Here is a 17,337-nt window from a genome sequence, read left to right as displayed (position 1 = left end):
CATCATGGCCGACAAACCAAAACTTCAGCTCGGTAGCTTGCTGATCCAAAAAGGTGTGATTAGTGAAGATCAGCTAAAGATTGCGCTGATTGAGCAAAAACGCACCGGGGACCAGCTCGGTAAATTATTAATTTCGTTAGGCTTCGTAACTGACGCGACGATACGCGAAGCGCTATCCGAAAATCTCGGTCAACAAAGTACCGACTTATCCAACATGATTGTTGATGGTGCGGCGCTACGTATGATTTCCAAAGACGTTGCCAAACGCTATAAAGTATTTCCATTAGTGTTCGACAAGGCGCAACGCAGCTTGATGTTAGCGATGTCGGACACCTCCAACATTGTCGCCCTCGATCAAATCAGTGCGATGTTAGGCGCGGGAGCCAGCTTGCAGCCGATGCTGGCCAGCGAATCAGATATTAATAAAGCGATTGATCAGTATTACGGTTTTGAATTGTCTATCGACGGAATTTTGCACGAGATTGAAACCGGCGAAATCACTGAGCAAAGCGCCAAATCTGGATCGGATGAATATAGCCAGCCATTGGTGCGATTGATGGACGCGATTTTGGCCGATGCGGTTCAACAAAGTGCGTCCGATATTCACTTTGAACCAGAGCAGTTTTTTCTGCGTATTCGTTACCGGATAGACGGAATTCTGCGCCAAATTCGCAGCCTGCATAAAAGCTATTGGCCCGCCATGGCAGTGCGTTTAAAAGTGATGAGTAATATGAACATCGCTGAGACCCGTGCGCCGCAAGATGGGCGAATTTCAATTCGCTTTTCAGGTCGCCAGATTGATTTTCGTGCCTCCTCACAACCAACCGCGCACGGCGAAAACGTGGTGTTGCGGATTCTAGATCGCGCTAAAGGCATCGTGCCCTTAGACGGACTGGGCTTGAACGATAACGCGTTGACGACCTTAAAGCTAATGTTGGCCCGTCCCGAGGGAATTATCCTCGTTACCGGCCCAACCGGAAGCGGTAAAACCACGACCTTGTATTCGATTTTGAATCACATCAATACCGACAGCGTCAACATTATGACGTTAGAAGATCCCGTGGAATACCCGATGAATATGATCCGCCAAACGTCGGTCAATGAATCGGTCAAAATGGGCTTTGCAAACGGTATCCGCTCCATGATGCGCCAAGATCCGGACATCATTTTAGTCGGTGAAATTCGCGATGAAGAAACCGCACAAATGGCGTTTAGTGCCGCCATGACCGGTCATCAAGTGTATTCCACGCTGCACACCAATTCCGCCATTGGCGCTATCCCACGTTTGCAAGATATTGGCTTGTTACCGGACATTTTGGCGGGCAACATCATCGGCGTTATCGCACAACGTTTAATACGACGCTTGTGCCAGCATTGCAAGGAAGGCGAAATCGCCAACAGCATTGAACGGCAATTATTAGGTTTGTCTGATGATGCGCCGGAAGCCACCATTTATCGCGCCGTCGGCTGCGAGCATTGCAATCACCAAGGTTATAAAGGTCGATTGGGCATTATGGAATTGCTCAAGATGAATAACGAGTTAGACGATTTAATCGCACGTCGCGCCACCGCACGAGAAATCCGTAAAGTCGCGCTCGATACCGGATTTAGCCCCTTAGTCGAAGATGCGGTGCGGCGCGTGCTGGATGGCTCTTCGTCGTTGGACGAAATCTCGCGCGTCATTGATCTGACTGATCGTCTAGCTTAGAACGAAAAAAGGAAACACGAATCATGCCGATGTATGCGTACCAATCAATGAATGCCGCGGGAAAAATTATCCGTGGCCGAATGGACGCGAGCAACCTTCCGGATTTAGAACTGCGCCTCAAGCGCATGGAATTGGATTTAATCGACTGCAAAGTCAAAGCGACAAGAACAATTAGCTTTGGCAAAGGCACGGTCAATCGCAAAGACTTGATTAATTTCTGTTTTCACATGGAGCAAATGAGCACCGCAGGCGTGCCGATTATCGAAGGCTTAGGCGACTTGCGCGACAGTGTTGAAAATGTGCGCTTCCGCGCTGTGATTGCCGATTTGATCGAAAACATCGAAGGCGGTTTGCAATTATCCGAAGCCATGAAACGTTATCCGCTCGTGTTTGAACGCACCTTTACCGCCTTAATTGCGGCGGGCGAACAAAGCGGCAATATTTCCGAAGTATTTAAGAATTTGAGCGAAAGCCTAAAGTGGCAAGACGAACTCGCCGCGCAGACAAAAAAAATCATTATGTATCCGCTCTTCGTCGGCACAGTTGTGTTGGGCGTGACGTTTTTCTTGATGATTTTTTTGGTGCCACAACTAGTTGGCTTCATCAAAAACATGGGCGGCGAACTGCCGATTCATACGCGCGCATTAATTTTTATCTCGGGTATTTTCATCGATTATTGGTATGTCATTTTGCTCGCACCGGTCGTCGCGTGGATAACGACCAAGTACGTCATCAAAAATAACCCTTCAGCGCGGTTTAAATTTGATGGATACAAACTGCGGATTTGGTTAGTCGGCCCGATTTTGCACAAAATTATTTTGTCGCGCTTCACGACCTTTTTCGCGTTGATGTATGCGGCCGGCATCACGATTTTGGATGCAATTAAATTATCGGAAGAAATCGTCAATAACGAAGTCATTGCCGATGGCTTACGTCGTGCAGGACAAATGATCTCAGAGGGACAAGGCGTTTCGGCGGCATTCGATGCCACAGGCATTTTTCCGCCGCTTGTGATTCGTATGCTCAAGATCGGCGAATCTACCGGACAACTGGATAACGCCCTCCGTAATGTTAGTTATTTTTATAACCGCGAAATCAAAGAAATGATCGAGCGCGTCCAAGCCTTGATCGAACCGATTATGACCGTGGTTCTCGGCTTGATTTTGGGTTGGGTCATGTTATCGGTACTTGGACCGATCTACGACATGATTAGCAAGTTAAACGTGTAATAAACAAGGAGCCGTTTTGCGCAAACAATTACTCTATCTGACCAACAAACAGCTGACTGCCCGCATGTGGCATAACGGCGGGTTGTCTGACGGCCAGACGTTTGCGCAAGACGCGGCTGGACTGCAAGCATTAAGCGACTATGTAATGCTGGATAAGCATGTGCCGATTTTGTTATTGATTGATGTGATCGAAGAAGATTTTCAGCGCGACACCCTGCCCCATGTGATTGGTAGCGCGCGTCAAAATCTGATTGATCGGCGCTTGCAACAACTGTACCGCGATACACCTTTCCGCCATGCTAGCTTCCAAGGTCGGCAAAAGACGGGACGTAAAGACGATTTGGTGATGTTTAATGCCTTGACCAACGCGGCATTATTAAAGCCTTGGCTGGACACGATTATCGCCACCCAAGTCCCGATTGAGGGCATTTACTCCGCAGCGCTATTGAGCGCGCAACTGTTTGCCAAATTAGGTTTGGGCAAAGAACCAGTCTTGTTGGCAACACACCAATCGTCGGGCTTACGGCAAAATTATTTTCAAGACGGGCATTTGCGGCTCAGTCGTTTAGTTCAGTTTGCTGAACAAGACCCCGCTGCGGTCGCCAAGCTGGCTTTAGATGAAATCAATAAAACGAAGCTGTTCTTAACCAATATCCGCTTGCTGCAGCGTGGTGAGAAGCTCAACGTAGTGGTACTTGATCAGGCGCAAACGCTTACCAGTCTGGAGCAACTCATACCGGGCGCAGAAACGAGCGACTATCGTTTGATCGACGTCGGCCAAGCGCAGCACTTGTTTGGTCAAAAAGCCGACGCTCATGAGCACGCCATTGATACGCTGATCCTAGCTCAACTCGTCAAGCACAAGCCCAAGAGCCACTACAAAATATCCGGCCAAAGTCATGCCTATTTGCTCTGGAAGACTCGCCTAACGCTGTACGCGCTGAGTGCTGTCGCACTGGCGTCGGGAATTGTTCTGGGCGGATTAAATACGATCGATGCGATTGACGCTGGCTGGCAACTCCATCAATTACGACTCGATACCGCGCACAATGAGCAACGCTATCAGGCTATCGTCAACAACATGCCAAAAACTGCAATCGAGCCGCAGCAAATGCAGGCAGCGGTCAACGTAGTCGAGATGATTCAAGCACATCACTCTTCGCCCAAAGCGCTGCTCAATATTATTAGCCAAGCGTTGAATCATCGTCCTGAATTGACCTTAGACGAATTGACCTGGGAAGTGGCAGAAAATAGCCTGGTTGATCCCGCAGCGGGCGAACCACCGCCTGCGCCCGTTGCTGAACCGGGTGTCGCAGCGCCCATCTCGGCGGGCTTAATTGGGATTCCAAATCAACCCATCGAGACAGTTATTCTCAAAGGCCAAGTCCTGCCGTTTTACAAAAACTATCGTGCTGCAATTCAAAGTGTCAACCAACTGTCCAGTGACCTAATGCGAACCAAAGGAATTCAAGTTGAAGTCGTCCGCATGCCTCTCGATACCCGTCCAACGATGCCGTTATTTGGGCAAGAAGGTGATCCCGAAGAAAATGCAACGGCGAATTTTGAACTAAAAATTGTCTGGAAAATATAAATGGCAACCGCTAATCAAAACAAGGATAACAGCAAAGCCAACGGAATCAAGGCTAGCCGTACCTTTTGGTACGACGATTTCCCTGTGATTCGCAACGCCAGTATTACGTTTATTTTTTGCATTTTAGTGGCCATCACGATGGCTAGCAGCAGCCAGCTGTTGTTGGATAAAGAGCTTGACCAAGTCAAGTCCGCGCAGGTGCAAAAAAATACTTCACGCGATAAATTTCAAAAGGTCGACAGCGAATTCAATGAGATCGAGCATTTCCAACCGCATTACCTGCGCTTGACGCAACAAGGATTTATCGGCACAGAACAACGACTTCATTGGGTAGAAAAAATCCAAGCAATTCAAAAAAGCGCCGCCCTGCAACCAATCAGTTACAACATCGACGAACAAGCTAGTTTTCTGGTCAATCCTTCGGTTGACATGGCTGGATTAGAACTACATGGCAGCAATATGTTGATCAAAATGGACTTGCTGCACGAAGCGGATTTATTGCAATTCATTGAGCAGCTCAGCGCCAACGAATTCAACGATGTTCAGCGTTGCAAAATTACTCGCCTGCCAAACGCACAATCCGAAAAACTCGTTCCGTTGTTATCTGCCGATTGCACGCTGTACTGGATTACGCTTAATCCCAAAGCCGTGGCCGCCGATTCAACCCCGACAACAGGAGTCCAACAATGAGCCCCTTACGCGGCCTGTGGCGCCCGCACCTAAGCAGCACAATCGCGTTAGGTACACTGTTGTGCATTAGTGCAGGCGCACCAGCGCAAGACGTTTTATCTGGTCGATTGTTCACTAGTCCCGAGCAACGCGCCAAATTAAACCAAGCCCGCAAATTAGGCTACAAAGTGGACGAAAACAATTCAGGCCCACAAAGCGATAAGCCACTTTCTGCGACCGTTGACGGCATTGTCACGCGCAGCAGTGGAAAAACCACAACGTGGATTAACTCAGTCGCCCAACCCGAGGGGCAACACAACGCAACGATGTCGGTACTGCAGCAACCCGGCCACGACCCTGCCATCGTGATTAAGACGGATTCGGGCAAGCGCGTGCGGCTCAAAGTCGGTGACACGGTCGATATGCAAACTGGAGCGGTGCGCAAAGTATATGAATCATCACCTAACGATAGCGCCCAACGATAGCACCTAGAAATAATATTACTCACCTTGGTTGAACCGATCATGACGAATCGCACTGGCAAACACTTTGCACCTATTACTCAGATTGCAGCGCTGCAGCAGCGCGGCTTCACTTTGGCCGAAATGGCGATTGTGGTGGTTTTAATGGGCATCGTTTTAACGATGGGATTGCGTATGACTACCGCGTCGCTCAACAACAGCGCTTATGCGGAGACCGCTTCAAAACAAGCGCAGATCAAGATAGCCTTGATTGCGTATTTGCGCACGAACGGGGTGCTGCCTTGCCCTGATACCAAAGCAGTGCTTAATGGCACGCAGGTAAGCCCTTGCACAGCAACTGCTGCGGCATCGTATGGCATCGTGCCTTACGCGACCCTCGGTTTGCCACGCGATGCGGTGCAAGATGGCTGGGGCAATTTTTTTACCTACAAAGTCGCTAATGGTGTCGCCCCGCCAGTCGGAATGCGGAACTGGACGGCTAAAGTTGCGCCTCCGGCTGTTTTCGACATCGTGCAATTAACCAGTCCAGTGCCTGCCATCACGATTCAGCAAGGCGATGGCGTTACAGCACTAACGACTATCACCACTAATGCAGTCGCCGTTATTCTGTCGGGTGGAAAAAACGGCTACGGCACAAAAACGGTACAGGGCACATTAAATTCACCGTCTCCCAATGCCGATGAAATTGTTAATGCGACTGCCACCACCAATCGATTTATTGTCCGCCCTTATACCGATCGAGTTGGTGCTTTGGGTGGGCCGTTTGATGACCGCGTCGTGTATTTGCTTCCCCAAGATTTACTACAACCGCTCATCACCGAGCAAACGATTACGGTATGCAAAATGTACTGCCCAGCCAATGCCTGCACGGGAGCTGGCGCGCCCTATCCGTATTGCACTGGAGTTGGCACACCCGCTAACGCAGCGAATGCGTCATCGTGCACCGCTGCCGGCAAACCTTATGCCACATGCGCGAGCGCAGCTACCCCAATTTGCACGGTAACAGCAGCGACTCCAATACCGATTGGCAATCCAACTCCGGCTTGTTTATGAAAAATATTTTTACAACTTCAAACAACCAAGGCGCTCAACACGGTTTTACCTTGGTTGAGATTTCCATCGTGCTGGTCATCATCGGCACAATTCTGTTTGCGCTGTTAAAAAGCCAGGCAGTCATTAGCAGCGCCAAAGCCAAAAACGTGGTAACCATCATTAACGATTTACGCACCGCCACCACATATTTCAAACAGCGGTACAGTTATCTTCCGGGAGATTTGCCCGCGCCGGCCAACTACATTACTGCCACACCGGCGTTAATCGCTGGCACGGGCGGCACGCCGGGCAATGGTTTAATCGAAGGAACCGTGAATGGCGCAGGCCAAGCCGTCGCTGGTTCCGAAGTGGCCCAAGCACCGTGGCAATTATTTAATGCTGGGCTAATCGGCACCATTAACGCTAGCACACCAACCAACTATCTCAACACCAATTATGGACCGGTTCACATCGTCACTAACGCCATTGCGAACGGTTTAGTTCCGGGTTTTACCGCACTCAATCCTGGCGCGCAGCACGCGATTATTTTCTTTAACTTGCCCTGCGATGTCGCCAACGAGGTCGATAGCAAAATGGACGATGGCAGCTTGACCACCGGCGCTGGCTTAGGTAGCGCGGCCTGTACCGGATCGAACACATTGCCGGTGTACGCCATCGCGCTCTAAATTCTCAACTCGAACAACTAAAGATAGCACTTATGTTTCCTCAAATCCGCACCATCGCTCATTACACCTTGCTCGAAGCCCTGCGCAATCGGCTGGTTTGGTTATTGCTGTTGGTCGCCTTAGCGGGGGTAGGATTTAGCGGCTTTCTGGAAGAATTAGCCTTGACCGAAAAGCGCGAAATCCAATTAGTGGTTTTGGCGTCGTTTCTGCGCGTAGCGTCTGTGCTGTTGCTCAGCACCTTCGTCGTTACCAGCATGGTGCGTGAAATCAACGACAAAGGACTCGAACTCGCCTTAGCACTGCCGCTATCCAGATCAGCTTATTTGTTTGGAAAAATGGCGGGATTTTTTGGATTGGCGTCGTTGCTTGCCGCCACATTCGGTTTAATTACAGCGCTGCTAGCACCCACATTGCAAAGTGTTTTATGGAGTGTGTCGCTAATCCTCGAATGTTGGATAGTGATCGCCTTTAGCATGTTGTGCGTGCTCAGTTTTAACCAAGTTATGCAAGCATTAAGCGCTAGCGCGGCTTTTTATCTATTAACGCGTTCAATCACGACGCTGCAATTTATCGGCACGCAGTCCGCGCACCTCAATAAACTAGACCAACCGCAAAGCGTGTCGCAGCAGATTATTCATTTTATGGTGGAATGTCTGTCGGCCGTTTTGCCGCATTTGGATAACTTTACCCGCACCGATTGGCTGGTATATTCCAGCGGCAGTTGGCAGACCTTGTGGCCTATCGTTGGACAAAGCGTGATTTACTTAACGCTGCTGTCAGGCGCGGCCTTAGTTGATTTTTATCGTAAAAATATTTAATTATGCGCGCCCGTCCGTTTTCGGTTGTCCCACAATTTGCGCTGCTTTTGCTCGGCATCGGTTTGGCGGCTCAACTCGTTTGGACGGTCTTGCTACCGCGCTCTGCCGCAGAGGTCGAGAATTTACCTCCACCACCTTCCTTGGCGATGCTGCAAGTTGCCAGCTTTGGTGAACCGATCGGTTTTACCAAAGCGCTACTGCTGTATTTGCAAAGCTTTGATGATCAACCCGGCGTGGTGGCGGCCTTTCGCAAGCTCGATTATCCACGCATGCAAACGTGGCTGGAGCGCACGCTGCAACTGGACTCAAAAACACAATACCCGCTATTTTTAGCCAGCCGGATTTATGGCAGCGTGGGCGATCCAGCCAAGCGCCGCAGCATGTTTGACTTTGTGTACCAACAATTTTTACTCGACCCTAATCGACGCTGGGAATCGCTCGCCTTTGCCACATTAATGACGCGCCACCAGCTCAATGACTTATATCAAGCGCATATTTACGCGCAAGCACTTCAGCAATACGCCACCGCACCTGAAGTCCCCAGTTGGGCTAAGCAAATGGATATTTTTATGCTGGAAGACATGGGGCTATACCAGCAAGCCATCGATCAGCTAGACGCGCTCATTCACGGCACTGAACCGATAGATTCACATGAACTTAACTTTCTGCAAGAACGTATGGATGGCATAAAAGCCAAGCTCGCCGCAGAACGATAAATCAAGCGTACTGAAGGCCAACAACAAAAACAATGCCCAATCGCATTAATGAATGACGAAATCGTGCCGTTAATTTAACAAGTTACGGGTAACTAGGTGACGGCTTATCCTTCGATCATCCAGCGTGCACCGACGAAATGATAAAAACGACCTTGAATAACGTGAAATAGCTATTAAAGTGAAACATTGCAGGAGCGAAACAATTTGCCTTTTGAAAAACGGTAAACGCAGATCGCCCTTTTTGACCCGATTGCCATTGCATCATCATTAATTTAACTAGGAGCATCCATGAAATACAGCAAATCCACTCAATCCGGCTTCACCTTGGTTGAGATCGCCATCGTGCTCGTCATCATCGGCGTGCTGCTAGCGGGCGTCTTAAAAGGCCAATCATTAATTACCAACAGCCGTATCAAGGGTTTGGTCAACAATATGAATGCGGTGTCGTCGGCCTATAACGGCTACATTGATCGTTATCAGGCAACGCCTGGCACGGAAACCGTTGCAGTTGCCACGGCACGCGGCTGGACAACCAATGCCAACGGCGTTAGCCCGTTAGTGTTAACACCCGCAACTACTTTCGCACCAGCGGGAAGTCAACCCGCATTTTGGCAAGTGTTAAGAGCCGCTGGCTTTTTTACTGGCGCGTCCACCTCAGTCACTAACCCACCATCTGCCACGGGCGGATTAATTGGTGTCGCACTGACTCCGTACACCGGTATTCCGGGAATATCGGTTTGCTTATCTGGCTTAACCGGTGTGCAAGCCGAAGGTGTGGATGTGATTTTAGACGGTCCATTACCAGCGACCAATATTGGCTCTAACATAGGCAGCGTGCGCGGTGCATCGGCGGTTGCCAATCCACTAGAACCAACTGGCGGTGCAGCTCCGGCAACCGCTTTCAACGAAAACTTAGGTACATTCTGGACTTTGTGCCGCGTTTTGTAAGGAGCGCTATTCGTTAGACGGGTAATAATTCATCATTCCCCGCACTCCCGACTTGGCAAAGTATAAAAGGGCATCCACTTCACTGTGCGGATGCCCTTATTTTTTCCCTCCTCAGTCCTGACAAGGCGCGCAGCCAGCCCAATAGCGCCAAATCACACTGGCAGCGATCGTCCCCTTGCTCATCTCCCTATTGAAATTCCCTCGGCCCTGTGCCAACCAAAACGTGTAGCCGATTTAGCGCTAGCGACTTTGGTACAACACCCTCAATAATCAAATCTGTGGGACTTTTGCGCGGTTTATGCAAAAATAACAAAATATTTGCTTTTCAGACACAATTAAGTCACGTTACCGCTGGTATGCGTATCGTTTCTAACAATGCTTTAACTGAACGCGCTTCGCTGAGCCAACCATTTTTACTTTCACTTTAAAGACTATTTATGATCTATCCGGTTATTCTGTCAGGCGGTTCAGGTACGCGGTTGTGGCCTTTGTCGCGCGAAGCACTACCTAAACAATTTCTCAAGCTAACTTCCGAAAACACACTTTTTCAGGAATCGCTGCTACGCCTAAACGGCCTACCGGATATTGCCCAGCCTATCGTTGTTTGCAATAACGGTCATCGATTTTTAGTGGCAGAGCAATTACTGGAAATCAATAAGCCGCCATTAATTGAGATCCTCGAACCAGTCGGCCGAAACACCGCACCAGCGGTGGCCATCGCCGCCTTTGCCGCGCAAGAAAAAGACGCCGAAGCGGTGCTCTTAGTTTTACCTGCCGATCACCTCATCAGTGATGTGCCCGCGTTCCATAAAGCGATTCAAGCAGCAGAAAAATTAGCGCAGCAAGACATGCTGGTCACGTTTGGAATTGAACCGCATGAACCAGCGACTGGTTTTGGTTATATCGAACGTGGCGCGGCATTGAATGTTGACCACGCCGCTTTTGGCGTTGCGCGTTTTGTCGAAAAGCCCAATTTAGAAACGGCTAAATCGTTTCTCGAATCGGGCAATTTTTTCTGGAATAGCGGCATGTTTGTGTTTAAGGCGTCGGTCTATCTTAGCGAGCTAAAAGCCTTGCGCCCCGAAATCTACCAAGCCTCACAACAAGCGTGGCTTAACAGCACACGCGATCTCGATTTTTGCCGCTTGGATGAAAAATCCTTTAACGCCTGCCCGTCCGAATCCATCGATTACGCCGTCATGGAACACACCCGCTCCGCAGCAATGGTGACGGTCAATATGGGTTGGAGCGATATCGGCTCGTGGTCATCCTTGGCGCAGTCTAGTGCCTTTGACAGCAAAGGTAATTCGCTCCGTGGCGACGTGTACGCCGACCAAACTAGCAACTCCTATATTCGCGCTGAATCGCGCATGGTGGCGGTCATCGGTGTGAGCGATTTGGTGGTAGTAGAAACCTCGGACGCGGTGCTGGTGATGCATAAAGATCAGGCGCAAGAAGTGAAACACACCGTGGATTATTTGAAGAAAGCCAAACGCTCCGAGCATCTGGTGCATCCGCGGGTTTATCGGCCTTGGGGCTATTACGAAGGCATCGATTCGGGCGAGCGCTTTCAGGTCAAACGCATCATGGTAAAACCGGGCGCTAAGCTGTCGTTACAGATGCACTATCACCGCGCCGAACATTGGATTGTCGTATCGGGTACCGCAAAAATCACTTGCGGCGATCAAATCAAATTACTGCACGAAAACGAATCCACTTACATTCCCATCGGCCAAACACATCGACTCGAAAATGTTGGCAAGCTGCCGTTATTTTTAATTGAAGTGCAATCCGGCAGCTATTTGGGTGAAGATGACATCGTGCGCTTTGACGATGATTACAAGCGGGTTTAGCAGGTTTAAGCCTGCTTAATTGACGGCTTTATCCGTCAATCTCGGATGCCGAAATTGAATCAGCATCAACAGCAAATAAAAAATCATGCTCATACGGGGAAAATCGAACAGGCTGTCGATTACCCCAATCAACAGGAATCCAGTTAATGCCGCCGCATAAAGTGGCGCAGGATAATCCGCTTCATTACGCCGCCGAATCAAAGTAGCAAAGCTATAAATTAGCGCGGCTAACATCAATCCTAAGCCAAACACGCCCTGCTCAAAATACAGCTGCAATAACAGATTTTTGAAATGCCACGGCAAATGATTGTCGGTCGAAAAAAACCAATAGCGCGAGCCCTGGGCAAAGTCGCCATTACGCACCAATTCGCGCTGATCCGCTCCTTTGAGCGATACCGAGGCAACGTCCACTGTAGTACCGTCTTGATCATTTTCTAGCGCCAGCTTGATATCTGGCCGCACGTACCACGGCGCGGGTTTAATCCGATTCAAGTTCACATTAAACGCATAGGTTTGCCAGCTTGCTGATGGATTTAAATTTATCCGAAACCAATCGCATTGCGACGGATACAACATCCATTTTCGGCAGATCGACAGGTACATTTCCGACGCACTGGTTTTATTCCGCGCGACGACTTCAATCTGATACGTCTGGCTAGGCTGCAAGTCCACAACCTGTTCGTAATACAGCGGGTCACCGCCAGTTAGCTGAAAATAATTTTTACCCTGCTCGGTCACAAACTGATATTCCGATTGTTGCTCTCCCTTTGCGCGGGTGGCGTACATGGCCGGCAAACGACCTAGGCCTTGGCCAAATAACTTCACTGGCCAACCTTGGTCCATGATTCCGATTATTTTTCCCCAATGCTGCACACGCAGCGATTTATCGTAGCCGAGTTGATTAAAGCGCTTATGCATGGGCGTAGCTTGGTAAGCAAAAATCAGCCACGCGAACGAGATTAAGGCCACAATGGCGGCGCTGCGAACATGGGCTTTTTTAACACTAGCCCAATTGCGTGCTAACAAGCCCAAAAACAAAACCAAACAAGACAACATAAATGCGACATAACCGCCCCGCGCATAGGTCACCAACAAAGCGTAACAACCGAGCAAAAAAATCACCATCGCGGCCAATTTATTGAGCCAATGTTTGCTTTGAATTTCCCACCAGATTACAAACGGCAAAGCGGTGACCAAATAGCCTTCCACATAGGCACCACCGGTATGCATGCCAGAAAACAATCCCACGACGCGGTAGCCAGAGTCGAAATTGAATAGCCCCGTAGAACTTAGCCTTTCCCACACCACACCCAAGCTCGCTCCCAGCACGCCCAAGGTCATGCCCAGCGTTAGCCTACGCAGTGTTTTGTGCGCGTCGTGGGCCATGTCAAGCACCAACAGGAGTAATAACAAGTAGGCAAAAACTACGCCTTTGGCAACCCGCAAGGCGTTGTACGGACTCAGATAATTGTTAAACGAATTAACGTCGATGGCAGGAAATGGATACGCGCCAAGCAGCGCCGAGACCAGCACGGAAAACCCAAGGCCAGAAACCAACAAGAGTGAAGTACGCGACCAACCGGTCTGTACTCGCGTCCAAAATTGTGACCTGCGTTGCAGTAATACGGTAACAATTGTTAGACATAATAAACCGTCGTACTCGTCGAAAAAGAATTGTCCGGTCCACGGAGCAAAGTCCAAGATCGGCAGCAACGCCAAGATCACTGTCAACCAAGAATTAGGAAATCGATATAGCAGCAGCGCATAGGCAATGCCAATCATGAAAAGCCAAAACATCACGCTCTGGGGCGTTGCGGAGATCATCGAAATCATTAACGGATACCTGCCTCTGGCTGCGGAACTGTCTTGAAGGTGGAAATAATACTTTGTAACAACTATATCGCCACGCTTTATAAAAAATAAATAAAGCAGCGAATTAAATTTAGCTAGATGTGTTGTCAATTATTAACATTAAATTATTGTTTATTCACATTTCAATAACTTAACCATTTGGAATAATGCACACAATCAATTCGATGTGGTATAAAAGCAATCAATTTACTTACAATCAACATTAACTAGGGTCAACAACGCGATGGATATTACTGTAGGTATCGTTGGTTTAGGTTACGTCGGACTGCCTTTGGCAGTCGAATTTGGCAAAAAAGTCCGCACCGTAGGATTTGATGTTTCCAAGAAAAAAGTCGCGAGTTACCAAGATTTTATCGACCCGACTGGCGAGATTTCTGGCGAAGAACTGCGTAGCGCCATCCATCTGACCACCAGCACCGACCCACACATTTTGGCGCAAGCCGATTTCATCATTGTCGCCGTCCCCACGCCGGTCGATATTGCCCACAACCCCGATTTCAAACCGCTCATCAGCGCCAGTGAAACCGTCGGCAAAGCGATGAAGCGCGGGGCGATTGTGGTGTACGAATCCACTGTCTATCCCGGCGCGACCGAAGAAGTCTGCATTCCGGTTTTAGAAAAATTATCTGGCTACAAATGGAAGCAAGACTTCCATGTGGGCTTTTCTCCCGAGCGTATTAATCCGGGTGACAAAGAACATACTTTGACGACAATTCTTAAAGTGGTCTCGGGCGACGATGCTCAAACCTTAGACCAAATCGCCAAACTGTACGAAACCATCGTCACCAAAGGCGTCTATCGCGCCTCCAGCATCAAAGTCGCGGAAGCCGCCAAAGTGATCGAAAACACCCAGCGTGATTTAAACATCGCGTTGATGAATGAATTAGCCATCATCTTCGACATGATCGGCATCGATACCTTGGAAGTACTCAAAGCCGCTGGCACCAAGTGGAACTTTCTCAACTTCCGCCCCGGTTTAGTCGGCGGCCACTGCATCGGCGTTGATCCGTATTACCTAACCCACAAAGCCGAAATGATCGGTTATCACCCGCAAGTCATTTTGGCCGGTCGCCGCATTAACGATGGCATGGCCAAATTCATTGCGGAGAAAACCGTCAAAGAAATCATCCGCGCCAATCATCACGTCAAAGGCTGCGTGGTCAACGTCATGGGAATTACTTTTAAAGAAAATTGCCCCGATATTCGCAATTCCAAAGTGGCAGACATGATTACCGAATTGCAGTCTTTTGGCCTTGATGTGCACATTCACGACCCGTTGGCCGACGCCGACGAAACCCAGCACGAATACGGCTTTAAATTAGATAGTTGGGAAGAATTACCAAAGGCGCAAGTCACGATCGCCGCCGTGTCACATAAAGAATTGATCGCGCGTCCACTGTCGGACTACCAATCCAAATCGTTACCTAACGCCTGCTTTATCGATATCAAATCCCAGTACAACCCCGATGAATTAACCGCAGCTGGTTTCCAACTTTGGCGTCTGTAAACTTCCACCAAGAATAACCAAGAGCACACATGAAAAACTTTAGCGAACTGCAGTTGCAACTCAACGAACAACAATCCAACTGGGTCATTACCGGTGTGGCGGGTTTTATCGGCTCCAATCTGCTGGAATTTTTACTTAAGCACAATCAAAAAGTCGTTGGCCTTGATAATTTTTCGACCGGCTATCAACACAACTTAGATCAAGTGCGAGAAATCGTCGGCTCGCAAAAATGGGCTAACTTCAGCTTTGTCCAAGGTGACATTCGCGATTTGGACACCTGTCAACAAGTATGCAAAGGCGCCGATTATGTCTTGCACCACGCTGCTATCGGCTCGGTACCGCGCTCCATTGAAGATCCCTTATTGAGTAATGCCAATAACGTCACCGGCTACCTCAATATGCTCGTCGCTGCGCGCGATCAAAAGGTGCGTCGCTTTGTGTACGCCGCCTCTAGCTCAACCTATGGCGATCATCCCGATTTGCCTAAGGTCGAATCGGTGATCGGTAAACCGCTCTCCCCTTACGCGGTCACTAAGTATGTCAATGAATTGTATGCCGACGTATTCCACCGCTGCTACGGTTTGTCGTCGATTGGTCTGCGCTATTTCAACGTATTTGGCCCGCGCCAAGATCCTAACGGCGCGTATGCCGCAGTGATCCCCATTTGGATTGCCGCGTTAATCCGCAATCAAGAACTCAAAATCAACGGCGACGGTTCGATCACGCGTGACTTTTGCTACGTTGAGAATGTCATTCAGGCCAATGTGTTGGCAGCATTGTCCACCAATGAGCACGCCGATAATCAAATCTTTAATGTGGCGCTCAGCGACCGAACCAGTTTGCTCGATTTGTACAAAATGATCCGCGATGTCTTGGTCAATGACTATCCGCACTTGCAACAGCATCAACCGACTTTTTTGCCCTTCCGCACCGGCGATATCCCGCACTCGCAAGCCGATATTTCCAAGGCTCAAACACTGCTGGCGTATGCGCCGCAGTACAAAGTCGATCAGGGTTTGCAAAAAGCGATTAACTGGTACAAGCAAGACTTAACATAATGGGCTTAGCTGGCGCTGACTCGATCAATTCCAAAGCCTTGGTTCGCGTTTATTCCAGTTTCGATAAACTGCCCTCAGGCTACGCCACATTATTTCAAGAGTCAGGTCAGCAGCGCAGTTTTTTCTTAAGTCAGCCGTGGTTTACGCATTTGCATCAAGCAGGTTTGGATGCGGCAGTTGAGCAGCATATTTATGGCCTTGAATTCGAGGAAGCCGCTTTGGCAGCGCTTCCGATGTGGCATCGCCCTTCCCCGTTTGCCGCACTGCGACCAAAAGTATTAACGGCTGCTGCCAATTTTTATTCCGCCTTGTTTGGCCCAGTGCTCAGTGCCCACCATGCCCAGACCGCGCAGTTGCAACTCGATGTATTGATTCAGGCAATGGCCAGCGCCAAGCCACGTTGGGACGTCATTGATTTGCATCCGCTAGAAAAGGAATCGGAACATTACGCAATGTTGCTCAAAGCGTTCGCTCATGCGGGCATGCCAACAACGAGTTATTTTTGTGCTGGAAACTGGTTTTTAAAAGTCAACAACCGCTCGTATCAAGAATACTTTAGTAGTCTGCCGTCACAGCTTAAGAACACCGTCAAACGCAAATCAGAAGCACTACGCAAGTCAGATCGGCTGCAACTAGTGATAGCTAAAAAACCGGACGACGTAGCCGCGCTGATTGAGAGCTACCAACAGATTTATCGCAAGAGTTGGAAGCAGCCAGAACCGTTTCCTGAATTTGTACCGGGATGGATTGCACAAAGCGCTAAACAAGGTTGGTTGAGGCTAGGAATTGCCACCATAGACGGGCAGCCAGCGGCGGCGCAAATTTGGTTGGTGCATCAAAACAAAGCATCGATTTATAAGCTCGCTTATGACGAACAATTTGCTCACTTTTCCATCGGCTCGATTCTCACGGCGCATTTATTCGCCCATGTCATCGACAATGATCGGGTCAGCGAAGTCGATTTTCTCAACGGCGACGAACGCTACAAACAAGATTGGATGTCGGACCGCAGAGAGTATTGGGGCATTGTTGCTTACAACACCCAGACGTGGAAAGGCCGCTCGGCGTACCTGATTGAGAAGTCAGCCGACTACGCAAAACGAATAATTAGACAATCAAAACGCATCACAACTCGCAGTACCTAGTGTTACGAATCAGTACTTCTTTA

The 17,337-nt window shown here is 49.2% G+C and carries 15 protein-coding genes; 14 read left to right on the top strand and 1 reads right to left on the bottom strand.

The features are described 5' to 3' along the window. Positions 1-4 precede the first annotated feature (4 nt). The 11 genes from E2I14_RS12245 to E2I14_RS12195 all read left to right on the top strand — a co-directional run bounded on the left by E2I14_RS12245 (position 5) and on the right by E2I14_RS12195 (position 11,732). Positions 5-1,708, top strand: a complete 1,704-nt coding sequence (locus E2I14_RS12245; protein WP_133328857.1) for a GspE/PulE family protein — start codon at positions 5-7, stop codon at positions 1,706-1,708. Between the two features lie 23 nt (positions 1,709-1,731). After that, positions 1,732-2,937 carry a type II secretion system F family protein gene (locus E2I14_RS12240; RefSeq protein WP_133328855.1) on the top strand — a complete coding sequence of 402 codons (1,206 nt, stop codon included), beginning with the start codon at positions 1,732-1,734 and terminating at the stop codon, positions 2,935-2,937. 16 nt (positions 2,938-2,953) lie between these two features. Then, a complete protein-coding gene (locus E2I14_RS12235) occupies positions 2,954-4,528 on the top strand; it encodes a hypothetical protein (protein WP_133328853.1) in 1,575 nt (524 codons plus the stop codon). Continuing rightward, complete coding sequence (locus tag E2I14_RS12230) at positions 4,529-5,218, top strand: hypothetical protein (protein WP_133328851.1); 690 nt, start codon at positions 4,529-4,531, stop codon at positions 5,216-5,218. Beyond that, positions 5,215-5,682, top strand: a complete 468-nt coding sequence (locus E2I14_RS12225) for a hypothetical protein (protein WP_133328849.1) — start codon at positions 5,215-5,217, stop codon at positions 5,680-5,682. Before E2I14_RS12230 ends, E2I14_RS12225 begins: the two co-directional genes overlap by 4 nt. Before the next feature lie 39 nt (positions 5,683-5,721). Next, positions 5,722-6,732, top strand: coding sequence for a type II secretion system protein (locus E2I14_RS12220; protein WP_133328847.1), 1,011 nt, complete (start codon positions 5,722-5,724; stop codon positions 6,730-6,732). Then, complete coding sequence (locus tag E2I14_RS12215) at positions 6,729-7,397, top strand: type II secretion system protein (protein WP_165967822.1); 669 nt, start codon at positions 6,729-6,731, stop codon at positions 7,395-7,397. The genes E2I14_RS12220 and E2I14_RS12215 overlap by 4 nt, the downstream gene beginning before the upstream one ends. A gap of 32 nt (positions 7,398-7,429) precedes the next feature. After that, complete coding sequence (locus E2I14_RS12210; protein ID WP_133328843.1) at positions 7,430-8,215, top strand: ABC transporter permease; 786 nt, start codon at positions 7,430-7,432, stop codon at positions 8,213-8,215. Positions 8,216-8,217: 2 nt separating this feature from the next. Further along, positions 8,218-8,931, top strand: coding sequence for a hypothetical protein (locus E2I14_RS12205; protein ID WP_133328841.1), 714 nt, complete (start codon positions 8,218-8,220; stop codon positions 8,929-8,931). Between the two features lie 288 nt (positions 8,932-9,219). Next, positions 9,220-9,879 carry a type II secretion system protein gene (locus E2I14_RS12200; RefSeq protein WP_133328839.1) on the top strand — a complete coding sequence of 220 codons (660 nt, stop codon included), beginning with the start codon at positions 9,220-9,222 and terminating at the stop codon, positions 9,877-9,879. Positions 9,880-10,316: 437 nt separating this feature from the next. Continuing rightward, positions 10,317-11,732 carry a mannose-1-phosphate guanylyltransferase/mannose-6-phosphate isomerase gene (locus E2I14_RS12195; protein ID WP_133328838.1) on the top strand — a complete coding sequence of 472 codons (1,416 nt, stop codon included), beginning with the start codon at positions 10,317-10,319 and terminating at the stop codon, positions 11,730-11,732. A gap of 15 nt (positions 11,733-11,747) precedes the next feature. Here E2I14_RS12195 and E2I14_RS12190 read toward each other — a convergent pair whose 3' ends face one another. Then, positions 11,748-13,565, bottom strand: a complete 1,818-nt coding sequence (locus tag E2I14_RS12190) for an O-antigen ligase family protein (RefSeq protein ID WP_133328836.1) — start codon at positions 13,563-13,565, stop codon at positions 11,748-11,750. Positions 13,566-13,827: 262 nt separating this feature from the next. Here E2I14_RS12190 and E2I14_RS12185 point away from each other — a divergent pair, with 262 nt between their 5' ends. Genes E2I14_RS12185 through E2I14_RS12175 form a run of 3 tightly spaced genes read left to right on the top strand, consistent with a single transcriptional unit; the run spans position 13,828 to position 17,314 of the window. After that, positions 13,828-15,111: a nucleotide sugar dehydrogenase gene (locus tag E2I14_RS12185; RefSeq protein WP_133328834.1), complete on the top strand. Its 1,284-nt coding sequence runs from the start codon at positions 13,828-13,830 to the stop codon at positions 15,109-15,111. Between the two features lie 29 nt (positions 15,112-15,140). Beyond that, a complete protein-coding gene (locus E2I14_RS12180; protein ID WP_133328832.1) occupies positions 15,141-16,169 on the top strand; it encodes an SDR family oxidoreductase in 1,029 nt (342 codons plus the stop codon). Beyond that, positions 16,169-17,314 carry a GNAT family N-acetyltransferase gene (locus E2I14_RS12175; RefSeq protein WP_133328830.1) on the top strand — a complete coding sequence of 382 codons (1,146 nt, stop codon included), beginning with the start codon at positions 16,169-16,171 and terminating at the stop codon, positions 17,312-17,314. The genes E2I14_RS12180 and E2I14_RS12175 overlap by 1 nt, the downstream gene beginning before the upstream one ends. Positions 17,315-17,337 lie beyond the last annotated feature (23 nt).

It is taken from the genome of Sapientia aquatica (assembly GCF_004358105.1).
In the GTDB taxonomy this organism is placed as follows: Bacteria; Pseudomonadota; Gammaproteobacteria; order Burkholderiales; family Burkholderiaceae_D; genus Solimicrobium; species Solimicrobium aquaticum.
The sequence above is the reverse complement of the archived record's forward strand: the minus strand, read 5'-3'. Positions and strand labels throughout refer to the sequence as shown.

Coding starts and splice junctions, on each gene's coding strand:
- E2I14_RS12215 (WP_165967822.1), top strand. CDS start 6,729: ATGAAAAATATTTTTACAACTTCAAACAACCAAGGCGCTCAACACGGT.
- E2I14_RS12230 (WP_133328851.1), top strand. CDS start 4,529: ATGGCAACCGCTAATCAAAACAAGGATAACAGCAAAGCCAACGGAATC.
- E2I14_RS12190 (WP_133328836.1), bottom strand. CDS start 13,565: ATGATTTCGATGATCTCCGCAACGCCCCAGAGCGTGATGTTTTGGCTT.
- E2I14_RS12245 (WP_133328857.1), top strand. CDS start 5: ATGGCCGACAAACCAAAACTTCAGCTCGGTAGCTTGCTGATCCAAAAA.
- E2I14_RS12210 (WP_133328843.1), top strand. CDS start 7,430: ATGTTTCCTCAAATCCGCACCATCGCTCATTACACCTTGCTCGAAGCC.
- E2I14_RS12225 (WP_133328849.1), top strand. CDS start 5,215: ATGAGCCCCTTACGCGGCCTGTGGCGCCCGCACCTAAGCAGCACAATC.
- E2I14_RS12205 (WP_133328841.1), top strand. CDS start 8,218: ATGCGCGCCCGTCCGTTTTCGGTTGTCCCACAATTTGCGCTGCTTTTG.
- E2I14_RS12175 (WP_133328830.1), top strand. CDS start 16,169: ATGGGCTTAGCTGGCGCTGACTCGATCAATTCCAAAGCCTTGGTTCGC.
- E2I14_RS12180 (WP_133328832.1), top strand. CDS start 15,141: ATGAAAAACTTTAGCGAACTGCAGTTGCAACTCAACGAACAACAATCC.
- E2I14_RS12185 (WP_133328834.1), top strand. CDS start 13,828: ATGGATATTACTGTAGGTATCGTTGGTTTAGGTTACGTCGGACTGCCT.
- E2I14_RS12195 (WP_133328838.1), top strand. CDS start 10,317: ATGATCTATCCGGTTATTCTGTCAGGCGGTTCAGGTACGCGGTTGTGG.
- E2I14_RS12240 (WP_133328855.1), top strand. CDS start 1,732: ATGCCGATGTATGCGTACCAATCAATGAATGCCGCGGGAAAAATTATC.
- E2I14_RS12220 (WP_133328847.1), top strand. CDS start 5,722: ATGACGAATCGCACTGGCAAACACTTTGCACCTATTACTCAGATTGCA.
- E2I14_RS12200 (WP_133328839.1), top strand. CDS start 9,220: ATGAAATACAGCAAATCCACTCAATCCGGCTTCACCTTGGTTGAGATC.